Below are 24,800 nucleotides of genomic sequence, written 5' to 3' on the forward strand. Positions count from 1 at the left end.
TCTATTGGCCGATCAACTCTCCTGCATCAGTGACGATGAACTGTGGAAGGACCAGCGACGTGGCTGCGATCTCACAACGATGGACCCGAGCGGTGGCGATCGCGCTGGGGGTCGGCCTCGTCGGCGGCCTCACCGCGTGCGCCGGTGCCGGCGAGCCGGCCGAAGTACGGTTCCACCTCAGCAAGCCGGAGGCCATCCCGTACTTCCGGGAGCTCGTCGGGGAGTACAACGCCTCGCAGGACGAGGTGCGCGTGGTCTTCGACACGTCGTCGAATCTGCAGGCCGGGTTCCTCCGCGGGAACCCGCCCGACCTGGGGTTGCTCAACTACAACATGGAGATGGCCCGCTTCATGGAGCGCGGAGCGCTGAGCGACCTCAGCGACATGCCCGAGGCCGATCGGATCCGCCCGGAAGTGCAGGAGCTCGTCGACCAGTACGCCACCTACCCGGGCCGCACGAGCGTGCTGCCCTATTCGGTGATGGCGGCGTCGGTGATCTACAACAAGCAGATCTTCGAGGAGCAGGGCGTGGAGGTGCCGCGAACCTACGACGAACTGATCGAGGTCTGCGAGGCACTTAAGGCCGCGGGGATCACCCCGTTCTATGCGACCTTCAAGGACCCGTGGACCATCGGACAGGGGTGGTTCGACTACACCGTCGGGGGGAACATCGACGTCGCGGAGTTCTACGACGAGATGAACGAACTCGGCACCGAGGTCGGGCCGGACTCGCCGGTGTCGTTCGAGAAGACGCTGAGCGAACCGGTGGAGCAGATGACGCAGCTCGCGGCGAACTACACGAATCCGGATGCCGCGAGCCGCGCGTACGGCGACGGCAACCTCGCGTTCGCCGAAGGTCAGGCCGCGATGTATCTGCAGGGGCCGTGGGCCTTCGGCGAGATCGCGAAGACCAATCCCGACCTCGACCTCGGCACGTTCCCCCTTCCCGTGACCAACGATCCCGATGATCTCGCGGTGCGCGTGAACATCGACCTCGCCGCGTGGATCCCGGAAGCGTCGACGCGCAAAGCCGAGGCCCGCGACTTCCTCAGCTACCTCTTCCAGCAGGAGGTCATGGACGAGTACAACGCCGCCTTCCTGGGGTACGGAACGACGATCGAGGCGGCGCCGGTCACCGATCCGCGCATCGTCGGCATGAAGGAGTACTACGACGCGGCGAAGTTCTATCAGGGGCCGTCGAGGGCGATCCCCCTCACCATCCCGACCGACAACTACCTGCAGGGCATCGTCACAGGCTCGGACGCGGAAGAGACGCTCGCCGTCATGGACGCCGACTGGGCCCGACTGGCGTTCCGCCAATAGCTGCTGAAGAAAGGGAAGCGACACGTCATGACAACGCACGCCCCAGTAACGACGTCGGCCGGCAGGACGGGACCGGTCCGGGCGGGCCGGAACGGCACCGGCGCGGTCCCGAAGGCCAAACGCAAGGTGGAGGGGATCTACTACCTCTTCCTCCTCCCGAGCCTCATCCTGTTCACGCTGTCGATCACCCTGCCGGCCGTCATCGGGATCTTCTTCAGCTTCACCAACTCGATCGGCTTCGCGGACTGGGACTTCGTCGGCCCGATCAACTACATCGCAGCCTTCAGCGATCCCGCGATCCTGCAGAGCTACCTCTTCACCGTCGGCTTCGCCGCCGTCACCGTCGTGGTGGTCAACGTGGTGGCGTTCCTCCTCGCCGTCGGCCTGACCTCCCGCATCCGCCTCAAGACGGCGCTCCGCACGATCTTCGTCATCCCGATGGTGATCTCGGGCATCGTCATCGCGTTCGTCTTCAACTTCCTGTTCTCCAACTCGGTGCCCCAGCTCGGACAGAGCACGGGCGTCGGCTGGCTCAGCGAGAGCATCCTCGCGAACCCCGACCTGGCCTGGCTCGCGATCGTCATCGTGACCGCCTGGCAGGCGATCCCGGGAACCCTGCTCATCTACATCGCCGGACTGCTCTCCATCCCGGGTGACGTCTACGAGGCGGCCGACATCGATGGGGCGGGCAAGGTCGCCCAGCTCACCAAGATCACCCTTCCGCTGGTCGCCGGGTACGTCGTCATCAACGTGATCCTCGGATTCAAGGGCTACCTGAACGCCTACGACATCATCGTCGGACTCACGAACGGCGGCCCCGGAACGGCGACCCGAAGCGTGGCGATGACCATCGTGACCGGATTCACGAGTGGCGACTACGCCTACCAGATGGCGAATGCGACGGTCTTCTTCATCATCACCGTCGGTATCGCCCTGCTGCAACTCGCCCTCACCCGCGGAAGGAACGTGCTCTGATGTCAACCCAGCCAGCCCTCGTCGTCGAGCAGGTCGCGGGAACGGAGATCCTCGAGGGGCGCACCCCGAAACGCGCACCCAGCCGCTTCAGCATGGAGCGCGTCAACTGGCCGGGCACGATCCTCATCGCGCTCTGCTCCGTCACGGTGCTGATCCCGCTGTACGTCACCATCTCCATGGCGTTCAAGACCCGGGAACAGGCCGTCGACGGCAACGCCTTCTCGCTGCCCAACCCGATCAGCGTCGAGGGCTTCGTGGCGGCGTGGCAGCTGACGAACTTCCCCCTCGCCTTCACCATCACCGTGCTGGTGACGCTCGCGACCGTCGCCGGCACGATCCTCCTCGCGTCGGTCGCCTCCTTCGCCATCGCCCGCAACTGGGACCGCAAGCTGTTCCGCTGGTCGTTCTACTACCTGCTCATGGCGATGTTCATCCCGTTCCCGGTCCTCGCCCTCCCGCAGATCCAGCTGACCGGGCTGACGGGGCTCGACAACCCGGTCGGCGTCACGCTCCTGCACATCATGTTCCAGCTGAGCTTCAGCATCCTGCTGTTCACGGCGTTCCTCCGCTCGATCCCGCTCGAACTCGAGGAGAGCGCACGCATCGACGGCGCCTCCACCTGGCAGACCTTCTGGCAGCTGATCTTCCCGCTCCTCGCGCCCATGAGTGCGACCGTCGGCATCTTCGCCTTCCTCGCGTCCTGGAACGACTTCATGATGCCGTCGCTGATCATCTCCGACCCCAGCATGCAGACGCTGCCCGTCGTGCAGAGCATCTTCCAGACCCAGTTCAGCAACAACTACAACGTGTCCTTCGCGTCCTACCTGATGGCGATGGCCCCGGCCATCATCGTCTACCTGTTCACCCAGCGCTGGGTCATGGAGGGCGTGACCCAGGGCGCCATCAAGGGCTGACGTTCCCCGCCCGTCCGCCCCGCCTCACGCGCATCGCCCACCTCGACGAAGCAGGAACTCCCGTGACACGCACCCAGAATCCCTCCGTCGACGGGCGTCCCGCCCCTCCGCGACAGCCGGACGACCGCGAGGCGTTCCCCTCGGGGAACGCCACGTGGTGGCGACAGGCGGCCGTGTACCAGGTGTACCCGCGCAGCTTCGCGGATGCAGACGGCGACGGGCTCGGCGACCTGCCGGGGGTGACGTCGCGGGTCGGCTACCTGGCGGAGCTCGGTATCGACGCGGTGTGGCTGAGCCCTTTCTACCCGTCGCAACTCGCCGACGGGGGATACGACGTGGCCGACTACCGCGATGTCGACCCGAAGCTCGGCACGCTCGACGACTTCGACGACATGGTCCGGGCGCTGCACGCTCACGACATCCGGGTGATCGTCGACATCGTGCCGAATCACACCTCCGACCAGCACGCCTGGTTCCGCGAAACGCTCGACAGCGAGCCGGGCTCGCCGGCGCGCGACCGCTACATCTTCCGCTCCGGGCGAGGGGAGGCGGGAGCGGAACCGCCCACCGACTGGGTCTCGACGTTCGGAGGGTCGGCGTGGGAGCAGGTGGCGGACGGGCAGTGGTACCTGCACAACTTCGCCGTCGAGCAGCCCGACCTCAACTGGTCGAATCCCGAGGTACGCGCCGACTTCGTGCGCACCCTGCGGTTCTGGTCCGATCGCGGGGTCGACGGCTTCCGCATCGACGTCGCGCACATGCTGACGAAGGACATGACCGAGCCGTTGCTCTCCCGTGCCGAGCTGGACGCCCTTCCGCTGGACGGCCAGCACCCCTTGATCGACAGGGACGACGTGCACGAGGTGTATGCCGAGTGGCGGGCGGTCTTCAACGCGTACGACCCGCCCCGCACCGCGGTGGCCGAGGCGTGGGTGGATGCCGCGCGCGTGCCGCTGTACGCCCGAGCCGAGAGCCTCGGCCAGGCGTTCAACTTCGAGCTGTTGGAGGCGGATTTCGACGCCGAGCAGTTCCGCCGCATCGTCAGCGACAACCTCGCGCTCGCCGAGCTTTCCGGATCGTCGTCGACGTGGGTCCTGTCCAACCATGACGTCGTGCGCCACGCCACGCGCTACGGGCTGCCGCATCCACCGCGTGCCGACAGTGGTCGACCGGCGCTCAAGCACGGCAACGAGTGGTTGCTGTCCGGAGGCGTCACGCCGGCGCTCGACCGGGCGGGTGGTCTCCGTCGTGCCCGGGCGGCCACGCTGTTCCTGCTCGGGCTCCCCGGATCCGCCTACCTCTACCAGGGCGAGGAGCTCGGTCTGCACGAAGTGGCGGACATCGCCGACGAACACCGGCAGGACCCTACGTTCTTCCGCAGTCCGGGCATCGACAAGGGGCGCGATGGATGCCGGGTCCCCATTCCCTGGAGCTCCACCGGAACATCCTTCGGCTTCGGGGAGGGCGGCGCGCACCTTCCCCAGCCGGCCTGGTTCGCGTCGAGCGCCGTGGACGTGGAGGAACGGCTCCCGCACTCGACCCTCACGCTCTATCGGCGTGCGCTGAACCTCCGTTCCGAACTGCAGACCGACGAGCAGCTCGAATGGATGGACACCGGCCGGAACGAGGTGCTCCGCTTCGCGCGTCCGAACGGGTGGCAGGTCGTGACGAACTTCGGCACCGAGCCCTTCGAGCTCGACCGAGCCGACGTCGTGCTGGCCAGCGACGACGCGCCGCTCGGGATCGTGCCCGGCGAGACGACCGTGTGGCTGGCGCCGGCCTGACCGCTTGATGCCCGGGCGGTGACGATCGGGTCAGCTGTCGCCGAGCACGTTCACGCCGAGCGCCGTGATGACGCCGAAGGCGGTTCCCCACAGGATGATCGAGATGACCTGCCAGAAGATCACGGCGTTCTTCGGGGCCCCGAAGGAGACCAGGGCGGCGGAGGTGATCTGGCTGGGCAGGATGGCCTGCCCGAGCAGGCTGACCCCCGCGACGCCATACCTGTCGAACGCGCCGCGGAGCCGCTGACGCCGGGGTGAGCGCTCGCGTTCCTCCCGGGCGGTGCGGCCGCGTACCGCGTGTGCGCCGAGCACGAGCAGCAGCATGGTAGCGATGTTGCCGAGCACAGCCGCGCCGATGGCCAGCGGGACGGGAAGCCCGGCGACGACACCGATCACCGACCCGAAATATGACTCGATGAACGGAATCGCCCCGGCGACCATGACACCCAGCCACTGGAGCCAGGTGGGCAGGGTGGCGGTGAAGTCTTGCAGGGATTCGATCACGGGTGGGATTCCTGTTCTCCTCGGGACGGGCGAAGGTCGTGAAGCGATGGAAAGTTCGCTTTACGGAAAGCCTGCTTGACACGAGGGCTACTTGTCAAGCACGCTTGTCACCATGAGAAGCGCGGTCAGAGAGCTGCGGCAGGCGAACGGCCTGTCGCAAGAAGCCCTGGCACGGGCGCTGGGGGTCTCGCGTCAGACGATCAATGCGATCGAGACCGGGCGCTACGACCCCTCGCTGCGACTGGCGGTGCACCTGGCGCGACATTTCGGTCGCACTGTAGAGGAGATGTTCGATGTCGACACCGAGTAGGAATCGATTGCCCGTTTCGACCACCAACGTCGTGCTCGTGGCCGTGCTTCTGGCCGGCGCCGTGGTCACGGCCCTCGACGGAAGCTGGCGGGGAACGGTCCTGCTCGCGGCGTTGGGCATCATGGTGCTCGCTACGGCGATCTATGCGCGCCGACCGAACTCTCGCGACATCACTCGCGTGAACGCCATCGAGTACCGGGATGAGCGGGACAAGCGCATCGCTCAGGTCGGCTTCTCGGTCGTGGGAGTGGTGGCCCTCATCCTCTCCGCCATCGAGTTCGTGGCAGTCACCGCCCTGACCGGTCCGCTCGACTGGCCTCCCGCGATGCAGCTGCTGCCTGCGGCCCAGCTGTTCCTGCTGTCCCTGGTGTGGGCGGTGGCGAACTCGGTGTCCGCTCGGCGCAACTAGTCGCCGGGACCCGGCCCCGGAGGTCGGCGGAGCGCCGACAGGGACGGGAACACGCAATGCCGACATCGGCAAGCCCCCGCCTCGGCCGTTATCCCGGAATACGCTCGAAGAGCAGGAAGACCGAATACCTAAGGGAGACCATGTCCAACGACCAGTACACCCTCGAAGACCCGAGCAAGAAGTACTCGAACATCGACACGAAGGCCCAGTACCAGGAGGGCGCCGGCCTCGACGCGAACCTCGACAACAAGGCCGATCGCGGCGAGAAGACCTACCGCGGAACCGGACGGCTGGAGGGCCGCAAAGCCCTCGTGACCGGCGGTGACTCCGGCATCGGCGGGGCCGTCGCCATCGCCTTCGCGCGCGAGGGGGCGGATGTCGCCATCTCCTACCTCCCCGAGGAGGAAGAGGACGCTCGCGGAATCGTCGCGCTCATCGAGGAGGCCGGCCGCACCGCCATCGCCATCCCGGGCGACATCACCACCGCGGAGTTCAGCCGCGAGCTCGTCGCCACCGCCGTCTCGAAGCTCGGCGGGCTCGACATCCTCGTCAACAACGCCGGCAAGCAGCAGAACCAGTCCGACCTGCTCGACATCACCGACGAGCAGTTCGACGAGACCTACAAGACCAACGTCTACGCGATGTTCTGGATCACGAAGGCAGCCCTGCCCCACCTGAAGCCCGGCTCGACGATCATCAACTCGACCTCGATCCAGGCGTACGTGCCCTCGGAGACCCTGGTCGACTACGCATCGACCAAGGCCGCGATCAACAACTTCACGAAGGGTCTCGCGCAGCAGCTCGCGCCGAAGGGCATCCGCGTGAACGCGGTCGCCCCGGGTCCCATCTGGACTCCACTGCAGACGGCGGGAGGCCAGCCGCCCGAGGCCCTGCCCGAGGTCGGGTCATCGACCCCCCTCGGCCGGTGGGGTCAGCCCGCCGAACTCGCCCCGGCCTACGTGTTCCTGGCATCGGCCGAGTCGAGCTACGTGATCGGTGAGACGCTCAACGTGAACGGCGGCTCGCCGACCCCGTAGCAATCGGGACCCCGGAAAGGGCGTCGGTCGCGGGAACTCGTTCCCGGACCGGCGCCCGATCCGTGTCGGCGCTCCTCGGTGCGTCGCCCTGCGTGAACAACAAAGAAGGGGGCGTCCTGTGCCCAAGCCCGTGCTGAGCGTCTTCCCCCGGGACGACTCGACGACGCGCGTGTACGCGCACATAGATAGGGTCGGAGCGTCGACGTCACCCGACTTCGTGCTGGTGCACGGGATCGGGATGTCGCACCGGTACTTCCGGCGCCTGCATGCCCGCCTGGCAGCGGCGGGGAACGTGTACTCGATCGATCTGCCCGGCTACGGGGGGAATCGGAGGCCGCGCGCGAGCATGTCGGTGCGGGACGGTGCGGTGGCGATCGCCGCGACGCTCGATGCGATGGGCCTCCGCTCCTGCGTGGTCGTCGGGCACTCGATGGGTGCCCAGTTCGCGGCCGACCTCGGCATTCTCCGACCGGACCTCGTGTCGCATCTCGTCCTCATCGCTCCGGTCGTGGATCCCCGGCATCCCACCGCCCTCGGTCACGCCCTCCCGATGATGGTCAACTCGCTCTTCGAGAAACCGATCATCAACGCGATCGAGTTCGCCGACTACGTGCGCTGCGGGCCGCGCTGGTACTTCTCCCAGTTGCGCGAGATGACCACGCACTCCATCGCGGGTCGACTCGCACTCGTCACCATGCCCGTCCTCGTGCTGCGCGGTGCCCGGGACGCGCTGGTGACGCGGCAGTGGAGCACCGCGCTTGCGGCGTGCGTCACGGGTGGCCGGGCCGAGAGCATCCGCGGCGGAGCGCACGTGATCCAGTACAGCCAGCCGAAACGCGTCGCCGCGGCCATCGCGCGCTTCCTCGCGCCGACGGCGGTATGACGGCTGGTCCCGAGCGCGCTCGCGCGGCTCCGGTCACTCAGGAGGGCCCCCGCGCTCAGGCGGCGAGTTCGGCCCGAACGGCGGCGACGAAGCGGTCGATGTCGGCCTCGGTGGTGTCGAACGCGCACATCCAGCGCACCTCTCGGCGTGCCGGATCCCAGTCGTAGAACCGGAACGATTCGCGCAGGCGATCGGCGACGCCGGGCGGCAGGATGGCGAAGACCCCGTTCGACTGGGTCCGCTGGGTGAACTCCACGCCGTCCACGCCCTCCAGCGCCGAGCGAAGCCGTGCCGCCATCGCATTGGCGTGGCGGGCCGAGCGGAGGAAGAGCGGCTCGCCGGTCTCCGCGTCCGCCGAATCGTCGCCGAGCAGTGCGATCAGCTGCGCCGACACGAATCGCATCTTCGAGGCCAGCTGCATGTTCATCTTGCGCAGGAAGAGCAATCCGTCGCTCGCCGTGGGATTCAGCACGGCGATGGCCTCGCCGAAGAGCAGCCCGTTCTTGGTGCCGCCGAAGCTCAGGGTGTCCACGCCGGCATCGGTCGTGAACGCGCGCAGCGGCACGTCGAGGGACGCGGCGGCATTGGAGATGCGTGCGCCGTCCATGTGCACGGTCATCCCCCGGGCGTGCGCGTGATCGGCGATCGCGCGCACCTCGGCCGGCGTGTACGCGGTGCCGAGCTCGGTGGTCTGGGTGATGCTCACGGCCAGGGGTTGTGCGCGGTGCTCGTCGCCCCAGCCCCATGCCTCGCGGTCGATGAGCTCGGGCGTCAGTTTGCCGTCCGGTGTCTCCACCTGCAGCAACTTGAGTCCGCCCACGCGCTCGGGGGCCCCGTTCTCGTCGGTGTGGATGTGCGCCGTGCGCGCGCAGACGACGGCGCCCCACCGCGGCAGCATGGACTGCAGGGCGAGCACGTTCGCGCCCGTGCCGTTGAAGACGGGGAAGACCTGCACGCCCTCGCCGAAGTGCCGGGCGAAGACGTGCTGCAGGCGTTCGGTGTAGGCATCCTCCCCGTAGGACACCTGATGCCCCTCGTTCGCCGCGGCGATGGCGGCGAGCACCTCCGGGTGCGCCCCCGCGTAGTTGTCGGACGCGAAGCCGCGGTAGCCGGGGTCGTGCAGACGGGAGGGATGCGGGGACGAGGGGGTGCCATTAGTCACCTCCCCAGTCTCCCGCATCCCTCCCGTCGCGGCGCGCGGTGGGTCAGCCGCGGAGGGCGTCCATCAGCTTCACCCGGGTGCCCATGCGCAGCAGCGAGTTGGAGTAGATGCGCGACCCCAGCACGATGACCACGGCGGTCGACGCGAGCAGCACCCCCAGCGACAGCACGGGCTCCCACCATTCGGCGGTGCCGAGGAACAGTCGCATCGGCATCCCGACCGGGGCGGAGAACGGCACGTACGACATGATGGCCAGCACGGTGGGGTTGTCGTTGAAGAAGATCACCAGGAAGTAGGGGATCATCACGAGCATGGTCACCGGGGAGGTGACCGAGCCCACGTCCTCCTGGCGGGACACGAGCGACGCGGTGGCGGCGAACAGCGACGCGAGCAGCACGAAGCCGAAGAGGAAGAACACCACGAACCACAGCACGGCGGGCCCGACCAGCGCGAGCAGCGCGGTCTGCTCCGTGACGAGCAGTCCGACACTCGCGATGATGGCGATCAACGCGATCTGCCCGAAGGCGAGCAGACTGTTGCCGATCACCTTGCCGGCGAGCAGGGTGCGCACCGAGATCGTGGACATGAGGATCTCGACCACCCGGGTCTGCTTCTCCTCCACCACGCTCTGCGCGATCGTCGCTCCGAAGGTCATGGCCGAGAGGAAGAACACCAGCCCGAAGGCGAGCGCGACGATGTAGGCGAGGGAGGGGGACTGCCCGAGCTCGTTGAGCAGCTCGACGTTCGGCACCGCGGAGAGCGCCGACACCACACCGCTCGGCACCTCGCTGTCGCCGATCACCGTGAGACCGGTGACGTTGTCGGCCGAGTCGTCGGGAACGACCGCCGCGTCCACCTCTCCGCTCCGGACCAGCTCGCGGGCCTGCTCCACCGAACCGACGGAGCGCGCCTCGAGTCCGGGTGCGTCGGAGACCGCCGACTCGGTGGCGCCCACGACCGCGACGGGGATGCGGTCGTCGGAGACCCGGCTGCTCAGGATCCCGCCGATCACCACCGAGGCGAGCACCGACAGCAGCAGTATGGCGGTGCTGATCAGGAACGACTTGCTGCGCAGGCGCATCTGCACCTCGCGTCCGGCGACGAGTGCGGTCGCCTGCGGGAACGTGAGCCCGGTGCGGGTCGCTCCGGTGCGCGTTGTCGGGCGCGTCGTCGTCGTGGTCATCGGACTACCTCCGTGAAGATTTCGGCCAGGGTGGGTCGTTGCCGGGTGAAGCCGAGCACGCCGCCCTGCGTGACGGCGCGCTGCAGCACCCGCTGGCGAGCGGGTTCGTCCTCGGCATCGAAGAGGGCGTAACCGCCGTCGAAGTCGACGACGGACACGCCGGGCATCTCGCGGAGCCATCCGGCGTCGCCGTCGAGCAGGAGCTCGGTGAGGTTGGAGCTGTGCTCGTCGCGAAGCTGCTCGCGGGGTCCGGCGGCGCGGATGACGCCGTCGGCGATCACCACCACCTCGTCGCAGAGCCGTTCGACGATGTCCAGCTGGTGGGACGAGAACAGCACCGGCACGCCCGAGGCGGCGCGCTCCTTGAGCACGCCGAGCACGACCTCCACGGCGATCGGGTCGAGCCCCGAGAACGGCTCGTCGAGCACGAGCACATCGGGGTCGTGCACGAGCGCGGCGGCGATCTGCGCGCGCTGCTGGTTGCCGAGCGAGAGACTCTCGACCGTGTCTTCCAGGCGCTCGCCGAGGCCGAGCCGCTCGAGCAGGTCGGTGGCGTTGCGGGTGGCGTCCGAGGCGCTGAGTCCGTGCAGTCGGGCGAGGTACACCACCTGCTCGCGCACCTTCATCTTGGGGTAGAGGCCGCGCTCCTCCGGCATGTAGCCGAAGATGCGTCGGCTGTCCTCGGTGAGGCGCTCGCCGTTCAGGGTCACCACGCCGGAATCGGCGGACAGCACACCGAGGATGATGCGCATGGTGGTGGTCTTGCCTGCGCCGTTGCCGCCGACGAAGCCGGTCAGCTTGCCCGGCGGAACGGTGAAGCTCACGTCCCTGAGTACGTGGCGGTCACCGAACGACCGGTTGATGTGCGATACCTCGAGCATGAGTCCTCCGGAGGGTGGCTGGGATACCCACGCTAGGAGCGGGGCCCTCGCACCACCTCCCCCTCCCGGCTGACTGCAGAAGCCGTGGCTCCTCCACCGCACGGCGGAGAGCGCCGGCGGAGGGCACCGGGGGAGGGGCGCCGTCAGGCGGACGCGTCGGGCGCGGCGAGACCGTGCCGATAGGCGTACACGACCGCCTGCACGCGATCGCGCACCCCGAGCTTCTGCAGGAGGTTCGAGACGTGCGTCTTCACGGTCGCCTCGCCGAGGTACAGCCGCGCGGCGATCTCCGCGTTGGCGAGCCCCTCGGCGAGGAGGCGCAGCACCTCGAGCTCCCGCTCCGTCAGCCCCGCCGAGGCGGTCCTCGCGGTCCCCGCGGCACCCGGCTGCGCCGACGCGCCGGAGCTTCCGGCCGACGCGTTCGACGACGATCGGTGCGGCACGTCGGTGGCCGCTTCTGTCCGGGTATCGGGCACAGCATCCGGAGAGCGTTCCGGGTCCCGAACGGCGAAGCGCTCGATCACCCGGCGCGTCACGTGCGGCGACAGCAGCGCATCGCCCCGGGCGATCACCTTCACGGCCTCCACCAGCTGTTCGGGCGACGAGTTCTTCAGCAGGAACCCGCTGGCGCCCGCCTGCAGCGCGGTGAAGAGGTAGTCCTCGCGGTCGAAGGTGGTGAGCATGAGAATCCCCGGGTTCGTGTCCGGATCCGCCACGATCGCCCGCGCGGCCTCCAGCCCGTCCATGCGGGGCATCTGCACGTCCATGCACACGACATCGGGTCGCAGTTCGCTCACCCGCGCGAGCGCCTGCAGGCCGTCGCCCGCCTCGCCCACCACCTGCAGCCCCTCCTCGCTCTCGAGGATTACCCGGATGCCCGCCCGGACGAGTTCCTGATCGTCCACCAGGAGCACACGAATCGGGGCGGTCCCCGCGACGGGCATCGGGTGGTGCGCGCTCACGGTCGTGCCTCCCGACTGGTGGGCAGCACCGCGCGCACCCGGTATCCCCCGCGCGGTTTCGGCCCGATGGAGATGTCCCCGCCCACCGCGGCCACCCGCTCGCGCATCCCGACATGGCCGAGGCCGGTGCCGTCGCTCGACGAGCCCCTCGCCCCGACGCCGGCGTCGCTGACCTCCACCTCCACCGCATCCGTGAGATAGCGGATGCGCACGTCGGCGGGGGAACCCATTCCGGCGTGCTTGCGCACGTTGGTGAGGGACTCCTGCACGATGCGGTAAAGGATCAGTCCCACGGTGGGCGGCAGCACGCGTTCGTCCCCGATGCGCTCGAACGTCACGGAAAGACCCGTCGCGCGTGCCTCGTCGACGAGTTCGGCGATCTGCTCCACGCCCCGCGTGCTCGCGCTGCGGCTGGCGGCGTCCTGGGAATCGGGCACCTCGTCGTCCTGTCGCAGGGCGGCGAGCATCCGATGCAGTTCGTCCACGGTGTCGCGGGCGTTGGCCTCGATCACGCCGAGCGACTGGCGGGCCTTCTCCGGGTCGCGGTCGAGCACGAGGCGCGCCGCGCCCGCGTGCACCCCCATGACGGAGACGTGGTGCGCCACCACGTCGTGCAACTCGCGCGCGATGCGCACGCGTTCGAGTGCGACGGCCTGACCGGCCACCCGTTCTCGTTCGGTGGCGAGCTCCGCGGTGCGGGCCTCGAGGCCCGCGCGGTCGCGCGCCGACTGCCAGGCGCGGTCACCGAAGTAGAAGGCCCCGCCGAAGTACAGCAGGTTGGTGATGATCTGGGACAGCCCGAACGCGACGATCGCGGGGAGGATGGCGTCCTCCGGCGCATCGGCGAACGCGTCCGGAGCGAGCGCATTGAGCCCCGAGGATTGCAGCAACGACGTGAACAGCCAAACGAACATGCCGAAGATGATGACGCCGCGCACCACGTTCGCCTGCACCCGGCTGCGACCCCAGGCTCCCACCGTGTAGAGGGCGATGAACAGCGCGATGTTGCAGAAGAGCAGTTCGGGCACATACGCGTAGGGGCCGGCGACGAAGGCGGCGGAGAGCACGAGCGCGACGATCTCGGGGTGCACGCGACGGGCGGCGAGGGGAAGGGTGATGACTGCCACCCAGATCGCGGATACCCACAGCGGCGCCCGCTCCTCGTACATGCCGATCGAGTCGTAGATGGCGGTGCTGAGCGCCGTGCACACGAGCAGCACGCCCGCGAGGATGGCGTCGTTGCGCACCTGGTGGGCGTTCGGCCGGGCGCGCACCCAGAACGACCCGAAGGGATCGGCGGCCGCGGCGGTGCTCGAGTCGCGCGGCGGTGCTGCCGCGTCGGGCCCGGCACGGGACAGGGGAGACTCGGCTGGTGCCGCGGTTCCGGTACTCACCGCTCCACGCTAGCGAGCGCCGAGGACGCGGACATCCGTCGCATGGCGGAGGGCGCCGTCCGCGCGCGCCCTGCCGCGGGTCGGGCTCGGCGTGGTGTCCCGTCCGCGGCGGCGCGAGAGAATGGGAACCATGCCCACGCCCGACCCACCGCGCCGCGCACGCCCGGTGACGATGAGCGACGTCGCCCGGCACGCCGGCGTGTCGGTCATGACGGTGTCCAACGTGATCAACGGTCAGGACACTCGGGTCGGTGAGGTGACGCGGCAGCGGGTGCTCGGATCGATCGAGAGCCTCGAGTACCGGGTCAACGTGTCGGCGCGGCAGTTGCGTCGGGGGCGCACGGGAGTCGTCGGTCTCGCCGTCCCGAACCTCGCACTGCTCTACTACGGCGAGCTCGCCGATCGGCTCTTCCGATCCTTCGCGCAGCGCGGCTTCCGTCTCGTGGTCGAGCACACCGGTGGTGCTCTCGAGGCGGAACTGGCCGCCCTGGCGAGTTCGCACCTCGACGCGTACGACGGGCTCGTGCTCAGCGTGACCCGCGGCGAGGCGGCCGACCTGGAGTCGGTGGGACCGACGCGTCCCGTGGTGCTCATCGGTGAGCGCGCGGTGTCGCGCCAGTACGACCACGTGCTCATGGACAACGTCGGTGGAGGCCACCTCGCGACGATGCACCTGCTGAGATCCGGCTCCACCCGCATCCTGCTCGTCGGCGGACAGCGGGGCGACCACGACTCCATGCCCGAACTGAGAACCCGCGGGTACCTGGCCGCGCACCGCGAGCTCGGCGTGCCCGTCGATGAGCGACTCATCGTCGCCACCGACTTCGAGCCGGTCGAGGCCTACCGAGCGGTGCTGGACGCCGTGGACGCCGGTGTGCCGTTCGACGCCGTGTTCGCGCTCACCGACTCGTCCGCGCTCGGCGCCCTGCACGGGCTCTCGTCCCGGGGGTTACGGGTACCCGCCGACGTGCAGGTGATCGGGTGGGACGACGTCGCGCTCGGGGAGTTCGCGCAGCCGTCCCTCAGCACGGTGTCCCCGGACAACCCGGCGATCTCTGACGCGATCGCCGACCTGCTGACCCGGCGCATCACCGCGGAGAGCCCCGACTTCGACGCGCAGATCGTGATGCCGAAGGCATCCCTCCGCCTTCGCGACTCGACCCGCTGACGCGGCTCACCCTGACGCGGCTCACCGCCCGACCCGGCCCTGGTCGGCCGGCTCGGGCGGTGAGCCGTCGATACGCGTCAGCCCTTGAAGGCGCCGTCCATGATGCCGGCGACCATCCGGCGGCCGACGAACACGAAGACCACCAGCAGCGGAAGGGTGGCGAGGAACGAGCCTGCCATCGCGAGCCCGAGGTCGACGAACAGGTTGTTCTGCAGCGCCTTGATCGCGATCTGCACCGTGTACATCTCGGGGGACTTGAGCACGATGAACGGCCAGAGGAAGTCGTTCCACGAGGTCACGAAGCCGAGCAGCCCGAGCACGAAGGCCGCGGGGCGGATGATCGGGAACACGATCCGCCAGAAGATCTGCCACGACGATGCCCCGTCGATCCGCGCGGCCTGCAGCAGCTCGTCGCTGATGGTCGACGAGATGTGCTGGCGCATCCAGAAGATGCCGAATGCGCTGGCGAGTCCCGGCACGATGAGGGCCTGCAGGGTGTCGACCCAGCCGAGCTCGGAGATGATCATGTACTGCGGGATCACCGAGAGCTGCGAGGGCACCGTCATCGTGAGCACGACGATGATGAAGAGCGCGTTGCGGCCACGGAAATGCAGCTTGGCGAAGGCGAACCCCGCGAGCGCACAGGTCAGCGCCTGCCCCACCGCGATCGTCGTCGCCACCACGGCGCTGTTCACGAGGGACTGCACGAACGGGACCGTGGTGAAGACGAGCTCGACCAGCCTCGGAAGGTCGGTCCCCGGCACCAGAACGGGCGGCAACTTGCTCGCCGACCCTGCCCCGGCGCTCGAGACCACGAACATCCAGTACAGCGGGAAGATGCACGCGAGGGCGGCGAGGAGGAGGAACGCGTAGGTCCACCAGCGGACCCGTCCGACGCGACCACCGGAGCGGCGACGCGTGGGCGGAGGTGTCACCGCGGCGGGAACAGTCTGCTGAGTCATCACTGAGCTCCCTTGATCCGGGTCGACAGCAGGAAGTTGATGAGGGCGATCACGACGATCATGCCGAAGAGCACGACTCCGACCGCGGAACCGTAACCGAAGGCGAACTGGCCGAAGCCCTGCTCGTAGAGGAAGAGGGTGAGGGTCTGGCACTGGCGCACGGCGCCGCAGGAGAACTGGCCCTGCGGGGAGAGCAGAAGCGGTTCGGTGAAGATCTGCAGACCGCCGATCGTCGAGGTGACGATCGTGAAGATGATCACGGGCCGGAGTGAGGGGATCGTGATGTGGACGAACTGCTTCCACCCGCTCGCACCATCCACGGCCGCCGCCTCGTACACGTCTCGCGGAATGGCCTGCAGCGACGCCAGGTACAGCAGGGTCGTGTAGCCGAACCACCGCCACACCACCATCGTCGCGATGAGCACGTGGCTGCCGAGCACCGAGTTGCGGAAGTCGAACCGATCGGCGCCGAGCAGTTCGAGAAGGTGGTTCAGCAGTCCGTAGTCGCGGTCGAAGATCTGCGCGAACACGATCGTCGTCGCGGCGACCGAGGTGATGTAGGGCAGCAGCATCGACATGCGGAAGAAGTTCGCCCACTTGAGGCGCGCATGGTTCAGCAGGTGGGCGAGCAGCAGGGCGATGAACAGCTGCGGGATCGTCGAGATGAGCCAGATGCTGAGCGTGTTGCCCGCCGCGTTCCAGAATCGCGGGTCGTCGAACAGCCGGGTGAAGTTGTCGAGCCCGATGAACGTCTGCGACCCCACGGGGTTCCAGTCGAAGAGTGCGACGACGAAGGTGAAGAGGAGCGGGAAGAGCCCGAACACCAGGAAGAGGGCGAAGAACGGCGCGACGTAGCCGTAGGGGGCCAGCCGCTCCATCAGCCCGTAGCGGATGCCGACGGCCTTCTTCGGGCGTTGCGTCTTGCGAACCGCGGGGTCCGAGGGGACCCGCGGGGGTGAAACGGTGGTGGTCACGACGACTCCATTGTCCGGTTGCAGAGGGGACGGTGGCCCGGCGCGTGCGCCGGGCCACCGCGATTTCGGCGGGTCAGCCGCCGATGGCGTTGCCCACGTTCGTCACCGCGGCGTCCCACGCCGCGGCAGGGTCGCCGTCGGCGTAGTCGACGTTGTCGATCGCGGCCTGCAGCTCCGCACCGATGACGCCGCTGTCGGGGCCGATGTAGAACGGGTCGACCCCGAGCAGCGACTCGGTGTAGATCGATCCGATCGGAGCGTCGGAGAAGAACGGATCGGTCGTACCGAGCAGCTCCGGGTCGTCGTACACCTCGGGCGTCGTCGGAAGCGATCCGCTTTCGAGGAAGTGGCCGAGCTGCGACTCGGGCGACTGGGTCGCCTTGATGTACTCCCAGGCGGCCTCGGGGTTGTCCGCTCCGGCGGGGATGGCGAGGAAGCTGCCGCCCCAGTTGCCGGCGCCCACCGGCACGGTGGCGATATCCCAGAGTCCGGCGGTGTCCGGTGCGTTGCTCTCGATCGATCCGAGCATCCAGGACGGAGCGGACGTCACGGCGAACGCTCCGTTCTGGAGTCCGGCGGTCCATGCCTCGGTGAAGATGGGCGTCCGAGCCGTGGTGCCGGACGTCGCCGCCTCGATACCGAGTTCGAACGCCTCCTTCACCTGCGGGTTCGTGTCGAAGTTCAGCTCGCGGGTGTCGTTGTCGTAGTACTTCTCCGAGACCTGGTTGACGGCCTGGTAGAAGACGGTCGTCGACGCGTTGTCCATGAAGGGCTCGCCCGTGGCAGCGGTGTACTTCTCCGCGGTGGCGATGAAGTCGTCCCAGGTCGGCCAGAGCGCCGAGACCTCGTCGCGATCGGTCGGGAAGCCCGCCGCCTCGAAGAGGTCCGTGCGGTAGGCCATCGCCATGCCGCCGACGTCCGTGGGGATGCCGATGATCTCGCCGCCCTCCGCGGTGGGCTGCTCGATGACCCAGTCGAGGTAGTCATCCGCGATCTCGTCCGCGCCGAACTCGCGGAGGTCGTGGAAGTTGCCGGGGTTGGCGACGAATCGCGGCAGTTCGTCTCCCTGGATGAGCACGAGGTCGGGAACCTGACCCCCGGCGAGCGCGGTGGTCAGCGCCTGCGCGGTCTCTCCCGACTGCCCGACCTCGGTGAGGTCGATGGTGATGTCGGGGTTCTCGGCCGTGTAGGCCTCGACCTGCTCGCCCTGACCGATGCCGGTGAACGACCAGAACTCGAACGAGTTCGCGTCGGCGTTCGAGCCGCCCTGGGATGAGTTCGAGCAACCGGTGAGTATTCCGGCACTGAGAGCGGTGATCGCTCCTACTGTGATGATGCGACGGACATTCACGACGTCCCCTTCTTCGCGGATGGTGGCGATGACGCGCCTCTGCGCCACCGATCAGGGCGGTGCCTGACTCATCCGCAGAGCGGGCGGGCGAAGGAGCCGGCGCCGTCGGATCGGACTTGCACATAGTTAGACATATATCGATAAATTACGCAAACCATAACGATAAATATCGCGACCGAGCGGCGAAAATTCTCTCTCCCGCGGGGAACGGGTGCGGTCGCCTCAGCTCGCCGGAGCGGCGGGGATGAGCCGCTCGGCGCGATAGCGGTCGAACAGCCCGGTGAACGAGTCGACGGTGCGATGGTGCACCGAGAAGCCGGCCAGACGCGCCTTGCTGATGTCGGTGACGACCTCGATCTCGCGTCCGAGATCGGCATCCGTGTGCCACCAGGAGGCGACTCGGGAGAGGTCGGGCTCGATGAGCTCGTGGGTGCGCACGATCCGCTGCCACACCGCATCCGCGCCGCTCATGCGCTGCTCCAGCGGGGAAGGGTCGGCGCCGGGGCCGACCGGCTCCACCCCGAAGTACGCTGCGAGGCGCGCCCACATCCATCGCCACCGGAAGACGTCGCCGTTGACCACGTTGAACGCTTCGTTCCGTCCCGCGTCGGTGGTCGCGGCCCAGAGCATCTGGTCGGCGAGCACCGTCGCGTCGGTCATGTCCGTGAGGCCGTTCCATTGCGTGAGCGAGCCGGGGAACACGAACGGCGTGCCCAGTTCGCGGCAGATGGACGCGTAGACGGCCAGGGTCAGCCCCATGTTCATCGCATTGCCGACGGCATGACCGATCACGGTGTGCGAACGGTGCACCGACCAGCCGAATCCGTCCCGCGCGGCGGCGGCGAAGAGGGCGTCCTCCTGCGCGTAGTAGAAGTTCGGCGCGTCGAGGCGCGGCTCCTCCTCGTGGAACGGGGTGTCGGGCATGGCGCCCTGGCCGTAGGACTCGAACGGGCCGAGGTAGTGCTTGAGGCCCGTCACGAGCGCGACGTGCCGCACGGGTGCATGCGAGACGGCGGCGAGGAGGTCGCGGACCATCCCGCCGTTCACCGAGATGTTCTCCTCCTCCGTCGCCTGCCGCGACCAGGCGGTGAAGAAGACGTGCGTGGGACGCTCGGCGGCGAGCACGCGAGCGAGGTCGTCGGCGGAGCGGAGGTCCGCCGACAGGGGGCGCACCCCGGGCCGCTCGGCGATGGGCCGCCGTGACAGCGCCGTCACCGGCCACCCCTCCGCCGTCAGCAGGTCGACGAGCGCGGATCCGCCGATTCCGGTCGCACCGACGACGAGCGCGCGGCGTCCGTTCCCGCCGATGTCGGATGGCGGAGTCGGGTCGGAAGGTCGGTTCGGTGAGGTAGTCATCCCCCGAGCCAACGTCGCGAGCACGAGAACATTCCCGAATCCGGGAGGCGTGGTCCATGCGGGGGAGCGGAATTCCGTAGGCTTTCTGGAATGTCCAAGGTTCTGAGCAGTCTCCCCGTCGGCGAACGAGTCGGCATCGCATTCTCCGGCGGTCTCGACACCTCCTGCGCGGTGGCGTGGATGCGTGAAAAGGGCGCCATCCCGTGCACCTACACCGCCGACATCGGCCAGTACGACGAGCCGGACATCGACTCCGTGCCCGGGCGCGCGACCGAGTACGGCGCCGAGATCGCGCGTCTGGTCGACGCGAAGCTGCCCCTCGTCGAGGAGGGACTGAACGCGCTGCAGTGCGGAGCGTTCCACATCCGTTCGGGCGGGAAGACCTACTTCAACACCACTCCGCTCGGCCGTGCCGTCACCGGCACGATGCTCGTCCGCGCCATGAAGGACGACGGCGTGGACATCTGGGGCGACGGGTCCACCTACAAGGGCAACGACATCGAGCGCTTCTACCGCTACGGGCTGCTCGCCAACCCGCGGCTGCGGGTCTACAAGCCGTGGCTCGACGCCGACTTCGTCACCGAGCTCGGTGGACGCACCGAGATGAGCGAGTGGCTCGTCGCCCGCGGGTTCCCGTACCGCGACTCCACCGAGAAGGCGTACAGCACCGACGCGAACATCTGGGGGGCGACCCACGAGGCGAAGCGTCTGGAGGAGTTGAGCTCCGGACTCGATCTCGTGGAACCGATCATGGGCGTCGCCGCGTGGCGGGACGACGTCGAGGTCGAGACCGAGGTCGTCTCGGTGCGTTTCGATGCCGGTCGGCCGGTGGCCATCAACGGCGTCGAGTACACCGATCCCGTCGCTCTCGTGCTCGGGGCGAACGCGGTCGGGGGTCGCCACGGCCTCGGTGTCTCCGACCAGATCGAGAACCGCATCATCGAGGCGAAGAGCCGCGGGATCTACGAGGCGCCCGGCATGGCGCTGCTGCACATCGCCTACGAGCGACTCCTCAACGCGATCCACAACGAGGACACCGTCGCGAACTACCACGCCGAAGGGCGACGCCTCGGGCGACTCATGTACGAGGGGCGCTGGCTCGACCCGCAGTCGCTCATGCTGCGCGAGTCCATCCAGCGCTGGGTCGGGTCCGCCGTCACCGGAGAGGTCACCCTCCGCCTCCGTCGCGGTGACGACTACACGATCCTCGACACCACGGGTCCGCTGCTCAGCTACCACCCCGGCAAGCTGTCGATGGAGCGGGTCGGTGACTCCGCGTTCGGCCCGGGCGACCGCATCGGTCAGCTCACGATGCGCAATCTGGACATCGCGGATTCCCGGGCCCGCCTCGAGCAGTACGCCGCCGCGGGCATCATCGGCGGTGCGACGGCCGAGCTGGTCGGTGCGCTCGAGGCGGGGCAGGCCAACGAGATCCTCGACGGCGGCCAGCACCCGGACGCCGCCGCCGACGCTCTCGACCGGGCGTCGGAGAGCGCCGCGTTCGACGCCGGCACCGACTGATCCGCCGCCTCCGCATCCGGACGCCACCCGGGGTGCCGTCCGGATGCGGAACGCGCACTCGGGAGAGCCGAGCGGGTGCGACCGTCCTAGCATGGGGGTCATGCCCCGCCTCCTGCGAAGAAGCAGCCCGTCCGCCCACGCCGTCGACGCCCGCGGCATCGCCGCCTTTCTCGACGCCCTCGAGTCCGCACCGGACGTGGAACCGCACAGCCTGATGCTCCTGCGGGGAGGCGAGGTGATCGCCGAGGGCTGGTGGGCGCCCTACACTCCCGACCGGCCGCACCTGCTCTACTCGCTCAGCAAGAGCTTCACCTCGACCGCCGTCGGCTTCGCCGTGGAGGAGGGGCTGCTCGACCTCGACGACACCGTGCTCAGCCACTTCCCGGAGCACGACGCCGACATCACCGACCCGAGGTCACGGGCGATGCGGGTGCGGCACGTGCTGTCCATGTCGAGCGGACACCGGGAGGAGACGCTCGACCGAGCCCGGCAGCTCGACCCGGAGGACCTCGTGCGCGGCTTCCTGCTCGTACCGCCGGACGAGGATCCGGGATCGGTGTTCGCCTACAACCAGCCGTGCACCTACACCGCGGGTCTCATCGTCCAGCGCGCATCCGGGCAGTCCCTGACCGACTACCTGCGGCCGCGCCTCTTCGACCCGCTCGGCATCGACGACGTGGGCTGGGTCCGCGACCGCGCGGGTCACGAGATCGGCTTCAGCGGCATGTACGCGCGCACCGAGGCGATCGCGACGCTCGGCCAGCTGTATCTGCAGCGCGGCGCCTGGGAGGGCCGGCAGCTGCTGCCCGCCGCCTGGGTCGACGAGGCGACGTCGGTGCAGGTGTCCAACGGGTCGGAGCCCGCGTCCGACTGGGAGCAGGGCTACGGGTTCCAGTTCTGGCTGGCCCGGTACGGATACCGCGGGGACGGCGCGTACGGCCAGTTCTGCGTCGTGCTCCCCGAGCAGAACGTGGTGCTCGCGATGACCGGTCAGAGCTCGGACATGCAGGGCGTGCTGAACCTCGCGTGGGAGCACCTCCTCCCCGCGTTCGGCACGGAGAAGAGCCCGCAGGGCGACGGTGAGGCGGATGCCGCGCTCGCCAGGCGGATGGCGTCCCTCGCCCTCGCGCCCGTGACCGGTGAGCCCGGTGCGAGGCCCGTCGAGGCCGCGTCCTTCGCTCCCGCACCGGACAACGCGGTAGCGGAAGTGATGCGGGTGGACCTCGCCGAGGGAGAAGATCGTCGCGTCGAGCTGGCACTGGTCGAGCACGGTGGCGACCTCCGTGTCGTCGCGGGATTCGGCGACTGGGTCGCGACCGATGCCACGGCGGCGAGCGCGGCATGGCGGGACGACGGCGATCGGCTGACCGTCGACGTGATCTTCCTCGAGCAGCCGCACCGGCTGCACCTCGTCCTCGACTCGCGGGAGCACACGTTCCGCGCGCGCTGGGAGACCGAGCCGCTGCACCGGCCTCCCCTCTCCGCGATGCGCAAGCCCGTGCCCGCGAACCGGGTCTAACGGCCTACCGGGTGGGCTCGAGCAGCACCCGCTCCGGAGGCAGCGACTCCCACAGGTCCACCACGCGCTCGGCCAGCGCCCCCTCGAGCCCGTTGAGCGTGGAGACGACGAAGATCGTCGTGCGTGCGGGTGACCCGCTCTTGCTGAACCCGCGATCGACGGCCCGCGCCCACGTCTCCGCCGCGAGCTTCGCGGTGGAGTAGTTCGCCCCGCCCGGGTACGGACGTTGCACGGCCGTCGACGAGACGACGGCGAGGCGTCCGGCATCGGAGGCGCGGAGGTCCTCGTCGAAGGCCCGGGTCGTGTTGCGCAGGGTGCCGAGGATGCGCCCCTGCAGGAACTCCCAGTCGTCGTCGGTCTGGCCCGCGAGTCCGCCTCCGCCGCGCCAGCCGCCCACCAGATGGATCAGCCCGTCGACGCGGCCGACGGTGACCGCGACCTTCTCGGCCAGGCGGAGTGTGGCGTCGAAGTCCCCCAGGTCGCACACCTCGCGCACCTCGGCGTCCACACCGGCCAGTCGACCGGCATCCGTGCCCACGGCGACCACCCGGGCCCCGGCACGGGTGAGCGCGGAGGCGACGGCGCGCCCCGCCGCGCCGGTGGCGCCCGGGACCACCACCACGCGACCGGCGGCCGTCACCGAGCTGCGCTCCCGTCCCCCGAGACGGTTCCCGCACCCGTGATGCCGGCGGTGGAGGCGATCACGTCCCCCATCTTCTTGGCGAGCGCCTCGTAGAACATCGACAACGGGAACTCGTCGGGGTGCACGAGGTCGGTCAGCCCGCGTGGCGGCCCGTCGAGGGGGAGGGCCCTCGGGCCCTGCGCCCACGTGGACGCGGGGTGCGGCGTCACCGTGCGCGTGATCAGCTCGTACGCCGCCAGCCAGTGCGCCGTCTTGGGGCGGTCGATCGACCGCCAGTACAGCTCCTCGATCTCCCGGCCGAGTGCGAGAACCACGTCGGGCACCTCGTCCCAGTCGATGCTGAGCCGGGTGTCCGTCCAGTGCAGCACATGGTGCTGATGCAGCCACGCGAACAGCAGCTGCCCGCCGAGACCGTCGTAGTTACGCACCCGGCTCCCGGAGATGGCGAAGCGGAATATGCGATCGAAGATCACCGCGTACCGCACCAGCGGGGCGTGCGCGAGGATGGCGCGCTGGGCGTCGGTGCGGTCGTCCTCGGGCACGGCGCCGAGCTCCCGTTCCAGCCGCACCGCCTCGCGGAACGCGGTGAGGTCGCATCGCAGCTCCTCGAGGGAGTACAGGAAGAACGGCATGCGCTGCTTGATCATGAACGGGTCGAAGGGCAGATCGCCGCGCATGTGGGTGCGGTCGTGGATGAGATCCCACATCACGAAGGTCTCCTCCGCGAGAGCCTGGTCGTCGAGCAGCGCCGCCGCGTCGGCGGGGAGGTCGAGCGAGGTCACCTGCGCGGCATGGCGCACCACCCGGCGGAACCGGGCGGCCTCCCGGTCGGCGAAGATCGCTCCCCAGGTGAACGGAGGTATCTCCCGCATGGCGATGGTCTCCGGAAACAGCACGGCCGAGTTCGTGTCGTAGCCGGGCGTGAAGTCCACGAATCGCACCGGCACGAACATGCGGTTCGAGTAGTCCCCACGCTCCAGTTCGGCCACGAACTCCGGCCAGAGCACCTCGACCAGCACCGCTTCGACGTACCGGTTCGTGCTCCCGTTCTGGGTGAACATCGGGAACACGACGAGGTGCAGCAGCCCGTTCCGGCGATCCTGCTGCGGCTGGAACGCGCGCAGCGAATCCAGGAAGTCGGGAACCCCGAAGCCGCCCGCGGCCCAGCGGCGGAAGTCGCGCACCACGACGACGAGGTACGCCGCATCGTGGGGGAGCGCGGGCGCCAGGTGCTCGATCGACGCGGTGATCCGGTCGACCAGGCCCGCGGCCCGCGCGTCGGGGTCCGGCACCGATCCGTCCGCGGCCTGGAGCAGCTGGAGGCTCGACGCGGCCTCCTTGAGGTTCCGCCATGCGGACGATGACACCAGGTCCTCGACGACCTCGGGTTCGCCCAGGACGGCGTCGACGGTGGCGTGCGACATGGAACCTCCGATCGGGATGTACGGAACGTCGCCGGGGTGCGGCGTCCGGCTCGATTCCCCGAGCCTAACGACCGGATCGGAGCATTTTCTTGTCCACCGCGCCCGAATATCGCGCGTCAGCCGCGACCGATGGAGGGTTTCGTGCGCGGGATCGCCGCCTCG

General features: G+C 68.9%; 23 protein-coding genes. 11 read left to right on the plus strand and 12 right to left on the minus strand.

Translation table 11 applies throughout. From position 1 onward, the window contains the following. Positions 1 to 35 precede the first annotated feature (35 nt). The 4 genes from EY822_RS06665 (at position 36) to EY822_RS06680 (ending at position 4,995) form a co-directional block, all read left to right on the plus strand. Positions 36 to 1,322: an ABC transporter substrate-binding protein gene (locus EY822_RS06665; protein WP_150308800.1), complete on the plus strand. Its 1,287-nt coding sequence runs from the start codon at positions 36 to 38 to the stop codon at positions 1,320 to 1,322. A 27-nt stretch (positions 1,323 to 1,349) separates the two neighbouring features. Then, on the plus strand, positions 1,350 to 2,297 hold the full coding sequence (locus tag EY822_RS06670) for a carbohydrate ABC transporter permease (protein ID WP_150307556.1): 948 nt from the start codon (positions 1,350 to 1,352) through the stop codon (positions 2,295 to 2,297). After that, a complete protein-coding gene (locus EY822_RS06675; protein WP_150307557.1) occupies positions 2,297 to 3,211 on the plus strand; it encodes a carbohydrate ABC transporter permease in 915 nt (304 codons plus the stop codon). The genes EY822_RS06670 and EY822_RS06675 overlap by 1 nt, the downstream gene beginning before the upstream one ends. Before the next feature lie 62 nt (positions 3,212 to 3,273). Then, positions 3,274 to 4,995, plus strand: a complete 1,722-nt coding sequence (locus EY822_RS06680; RefSeq protein WP_150307558.1) for a glycoside hydrolase family 13 protein — start codon at positions 3,274 to 3,276, stop codon at positions 4,993 to 4,995. Between the two features lie 30 nt (positions 4,996 to 5,025). On the opposite strand, the gene EY822_RS06685 is transcribed toward EY822_RS06680, so the two are convergent. Further along, on the minus strand, positions 5,026 to 5,499 hold the full coding sequence (locus tag EY822_RS06685; protein WP_150307559.1) for a hypothetical protein: 474 nt from the start codon (positions 5,497 to 5,499) through the stop codon (positions 5,026 to 5,028). Positions 5,500 to 5,611: 112 nt separating this feature from the next. Here EY822_RS06685 and EY822_RS06690 point away from each other — a divergent pair, with 112 nt between their 5' ends. From EY822_RS06690 to EY822_RS06705, 4 genes are all read left to right on the plus strand, one after another. Next, entirely contained in the window at positions 5,612 to 5,809 is a 198-nt protein-coding gene (locus tag EY822_RS06690; RefSeq protein WP_150307560.1) for a helix-turn-helix transcriptional regulator, read from the plus strand. Positions 5,810 to 5,816: 7 nt separating this feature from the next. Continuing rightward, on the plus strand, positions 5,817 to 6,218 hold the full coding sequence (locus EY822_RS06695; RefSeq protein WP_150307561.1) for a hypothetical protein: 402 nt from the start codon (positions 5,817 to 5,819) through the stop codon (positions 6,216 to 6,218). 140 nt (positions 6,219 to 6,358) lie between these two features. Then, the gene (locus EY822_RS06700; RefSeq protein WP_150307562.1) at positions 6,359 to 7,255 is read left to right on the plus strand and encodes a glucose 1-dehydrogenase; all 897 of its coding nucleotides are present in this window, start codon (positions 6,359 to 6,361) and stop codon (positions 7,253 to 7,255) included. A gap of 118 nt (positions 7,256 to 7,373) precedes the next feature. Further along, on the plus strand, positions 7,374 to 8,138 hold the full coding sequence (locus EY822_RS06705; protein ID WP_150307563.1) for an alpha/beta fold hydrolase: 765 nt from the start codon (positions 7,374 to 7,376) through the stop codon (positions 8,136 to 8,138). A 55-nt stretch (positions 8,139 to 8,193) separates the two neighbouring features. Here EY822_RS06705 and EY822_RS06710 read toward each other — a convergent pair whose 3' ends face one another. The 5 genes from EY822_RS06710 to EY822_RS06730 all read right to left on the minus strand — a co-directional run bounded on the left by EY822_RS06710 (position 8,194) and on the right by EY822_RS06730 (position 13,720). Beyond that, the gene (locus tag EY822_RS06710) at positions 8,194 to 9,318 is read right to left on the minus strand and encodes a threonine aldolase family protein (protein ID WP_150307564.1); all 1,125 of its coding nucleotides are present in this window, start codon (positions 9,316 to 9,318) and stop codon (positions 8,194 to 8,196) included. Positions 9,319 to 9,343: 25 nt separating this feature from the next. Continuing rightward, positions 9,344 to 10,483, minus strand: coding sequence for an ABC transporter permease (locus tag EY822_RS06715; RefSeq protein WP_150307565.1), 1,140 nt, complete (start codon positions 10,481 to 10,483; stop codon positions 9,344 to 9,346). Beyond that, positions 10,480 to 11,364: an ABC transporter ATP-binding protein gene (locus EY822_RS06720; RefSeq protein WP_150307566.1), complete on the minus strand. Its 885-nt coding sequence runs from the start codon at positions 11,362 to 11,364 to the stop codon at positions 10,480 to 10,482. Before EY822_RS06720 ends, EY822_RS06715 begins: the two co-directional genes overlap by 4 nt. 143 nt (positions 11,365 to 11,507) lie before the next feature. Beyond that, positions 11,508 to 12,308: a response regulator gene (locus EY822_RS06725; protein ID WP_150308801.1), complete on the minus strand. Its 801-nt coding sequence runs from the start codon at positions 12,306 to 12,308 to the stop codon at positions 11,508 to 11,510. A 14-nt stretch (positions 12,309 to 12,322) separates the two neighbouring features. Beyond that, positions 12,323 to 13,720 (minus strand): sensor histidine kinase, encoded by a 1,398-nt coding sequence (locus EY822_RS06730; protein ID WP_227497083.1) that lies wholly within the window; start codon positions 13,718 to 13,720, stop codon positions 12,323 to 12,325. Between the two features lie 130 nt (positions 13,721 to 13,850). Between EY822_RS06730 and EY822_RS06735 the strand changes: the two genes are divergently transcribed. Beyond that, the gene (locus EY822_RS06735) at positions 13,851 to 14,888 is read left to right on the plus strand and encodes a LacI family DNA-binding transcriptional regulator (protein WP_227497084.1); all 1,038 of its coding nucleotides are present in this window, start codon (positions 13,851 to 13,853) and stop codon (positions 14,886 to 14,888) included. Between the two features lie 77 nt (positions 14,889 to 14,965). Here the strand turns inward: EY822_RS06735 and EY822_RS06740 are convergent, their stop codons facing one another. The 4 genes from EY822_RS06740 to EY822_RS06755 form a co-directional block, all read right to left on the minus strand. Beyond that, the gene (locus EY822_RS06740; RefSeq protein ID WP_150307568.1) at positions 14,966 to 15,850 is read right to left on the minus strand and encodes a carbohydrate ABC transporter permease; all 885 of its coding nucleotides are present in this window, start codon (positions 15,848 to 15,850) and stop codon (positions 14,966 to 14,968) included. Continuing rightward, complete coding sequence (locus tag EY822_RS06745) at positions 15,850 to 16,824, minus strand: carbohydrate ABC transporter permease (protein ID WP_227497085.1); 975 nt, start codon at positions 16,822 to 16,824, stop codon at positions 15,850 to 15,852. Before EY822_RS06745 ends, EY822_RS06740 begins: the two co-directional genes overlap by 1 nt. Before the next feature lie 73 nt (positions 16,825 to 16,897). After that, positions 16,898 to 18,175 carry an ABC transporter substrate-binding protein gene (locus EY822_RS06750; protein WP_227497086.1) on the minus strand — a complete coding sequence of 426 codons (1,278 nt, stop codon included), beginning with the start codon at positions 18,173 to 18,175 and terminating at the stop codon, positions 16,898 to 16,900. Positions 18,176 to 18,397: 222 nt separating this feature from the next. Then, positions 18,398 to 19,531, minus strand: coding sequence for an SDR family oxidoreductase (locus EY822_RS06755; RefSeq protein ID WP_150307569.1), 1,134 nt, complete (start codon positions 19,529 to 19,531; stop codon positions 18,398 to 18,400). Between the two features lie 90 nt (positions 19,532 to 19,621). Here EY822_RS06755 and argG point away from each other — a divergent pair, with 90 nt between their 5' ends. Beyond that, on the plus strand, positions 19,622 to 21,052 hold the full coding sequence (argG, locus tag EY822_RS06760; RefSeq protein ID WP_150307570.1) for an argininosuccinate synthase: 1,431 nt from the start codon (positions 19,622 to 19,624) through the stop codon (positions 21,050 to 21,052). Positions 21,053 to 21,152: 100 nt separating this feature from the next. Next, positions 21,153 to 22,571, plus strand: coding sequence for a serine hydrolase domain-containing protein (locus EY822_RS06765; protein ID WP_227497087.1), 1,419 nt, complete (start codon positions 21,153 to 21,155; stop codon positions 22,569 to 22,571). Between the two features lie 4 nt (positions 22,572 to 22,575). On the opposite strand, the gene EY822_RS06770 is transcribed toward EY822_RS06765, so the two are convergent. Both EY822_RS06770 and EY822_RS06775 read right to left on the minus strand, forming a co-directional pair. Next, a complete protein-coding gene (locus tag EY822_RS06770) occupies positions 22,576 to 23,211 on the minus strand; it encodes an SDR family NAD(P)-dependent oxidoreductase (RefSeq protein ID WP_150307572.1) in 636 nt (211 codons plus the stop codon). Then, a complete protein-coding gene (locus tag EY822_RS06775) occupies positions 23,208 to 24,638 on the minus strand; it encodes a DUF6421 family protein (RefSeq protein ID WP_227497088.1) in 1,431 nt (476 codons plus the stop codon). The genes EY822_RS06770 and EY822_RS06775 overlap by 4 nt, the downstream gene beginning before the upstream one ends. Positions 24,639 to 24,800 lie beyond the last annotated feature (162 nt).

The sequence above is a fragment of the Planctomonas psychrotolerans genome, from assembly GCF_008642235.1.
GTDB lineage: Bacteria > Actinomycetota > Actinomycetes > Actinomycetales > Microbacteriaceae > Planctomonas > Planctomonas psychrotolerans.

Excerpts from the sequence above, each read along its gene's own strand:
- EY822_RS06720 (WP_150307566.1), bottom strand. The coding sequence starts at position 11,364 with ATGCTCGAGGTATCGCACATCAACCGGTCGTTCGGTGACCGCCACGTA.
- EY822_RS06755 (WP_150307569.1), bottom strand. The coding sequence starts at position 19,531 with ATGACTACCTCACCGAACCGACCTTCCGACCCGACTCCGCCATCCGAC.
- EY822_RS06675 (WP_150307557.1), top strand. The coding sequence starts at position 2,297 with ATGTCAACCCAGCCAGCCCTCGTCGTCGAGCAGGTCGCGGGAACGGAG.
- EY822_RS06665 (WP_150308800.1), top strand. The coding sequence starts at position 36 with ATGAACTGTGGAAGGACCAGCGACGTGGCTGCGATCTCACAACGATGG.
- EY822_RS06670 (WP_150307556.1), top strand. The coding sequence starts at position 1,350 with ATGACAACGCACGCCCCAGTAACGACGTCGGCCGGCAGGACGGGACCG.
- EY822_RS06765 (WP_227497087.1), top strand. The coding sequence starts at position 21,153 with ATGCCCCGCCTCCTGCGAAGAAGCAGCCCGTCCGCCCACGCCGTCGAC.
- EY822_RS06725 (WP_150308801.1), bottom strand. The coding sequence starts at position 12,308 with ATGCCCGTCGCGGGGACCGCCCCGATTCGTGTGCTCCTGGTGGACGAT.
- EY822_RS06700 (WP_150307562.1), top strand. The coding sequence starts at position 6,359 with ATGTCCAACGACCAGTACACCCTCGAAGACCCGAGCAAGAAGTACTCG.
- EY822_RS06690 (WP_150307560.1), top strand. The coding sequence starts at position 5,612 with ATGAGAAGCGCGGTCAGAGAGCTGCGGCAGGCGAACGGCCTGTCGCAA.
- EY822_RS06710 (WP_150307564.1), bottom strand. The coding sequence starts at position 9,318 with ATGCGGGAGACTGGGGAGGTGACTAATGGCACCCCCTCGTCCCCGCAT.
- argG (WP_150307570.1), top strand. The coding sequence starts at position 19,622 with ATGTCCAAGGTTCTGAGCAGTCTCCCCGTCGGCGAACGAGTCGGCATC.
- EY822_RS06735 (WP_227497084.1), top strand. The coding sequence starts at position 13,851 with ATGCCCACGCCCGACCCACCGCGCCGCGCACGCCCGGTGACGATGAGC.
- EY822_RS06740 (WP_150307568.1), bottom strand. The coding sequence starts at position 15,850 with ATGACTCAGCAGACTGTTCCCGCCGCGGTGACACCTCCGCCCACGCGT.
- EY822_RS06715 (WP_150307565.1), bottom strand. The coding sequence starts at position 10,483 with ATGACCACGACGACGACGCGCCCGACAACGCGCACCGGAGCGACCCGC.
- EY822_RS06775 (WP_227497088.1), bottom strand. The coding sequence starts at position 24,638 with ATGTCGCACGCCACCGTCGACGCCGTCCTGGGCGAACCCGAGGTCGTC.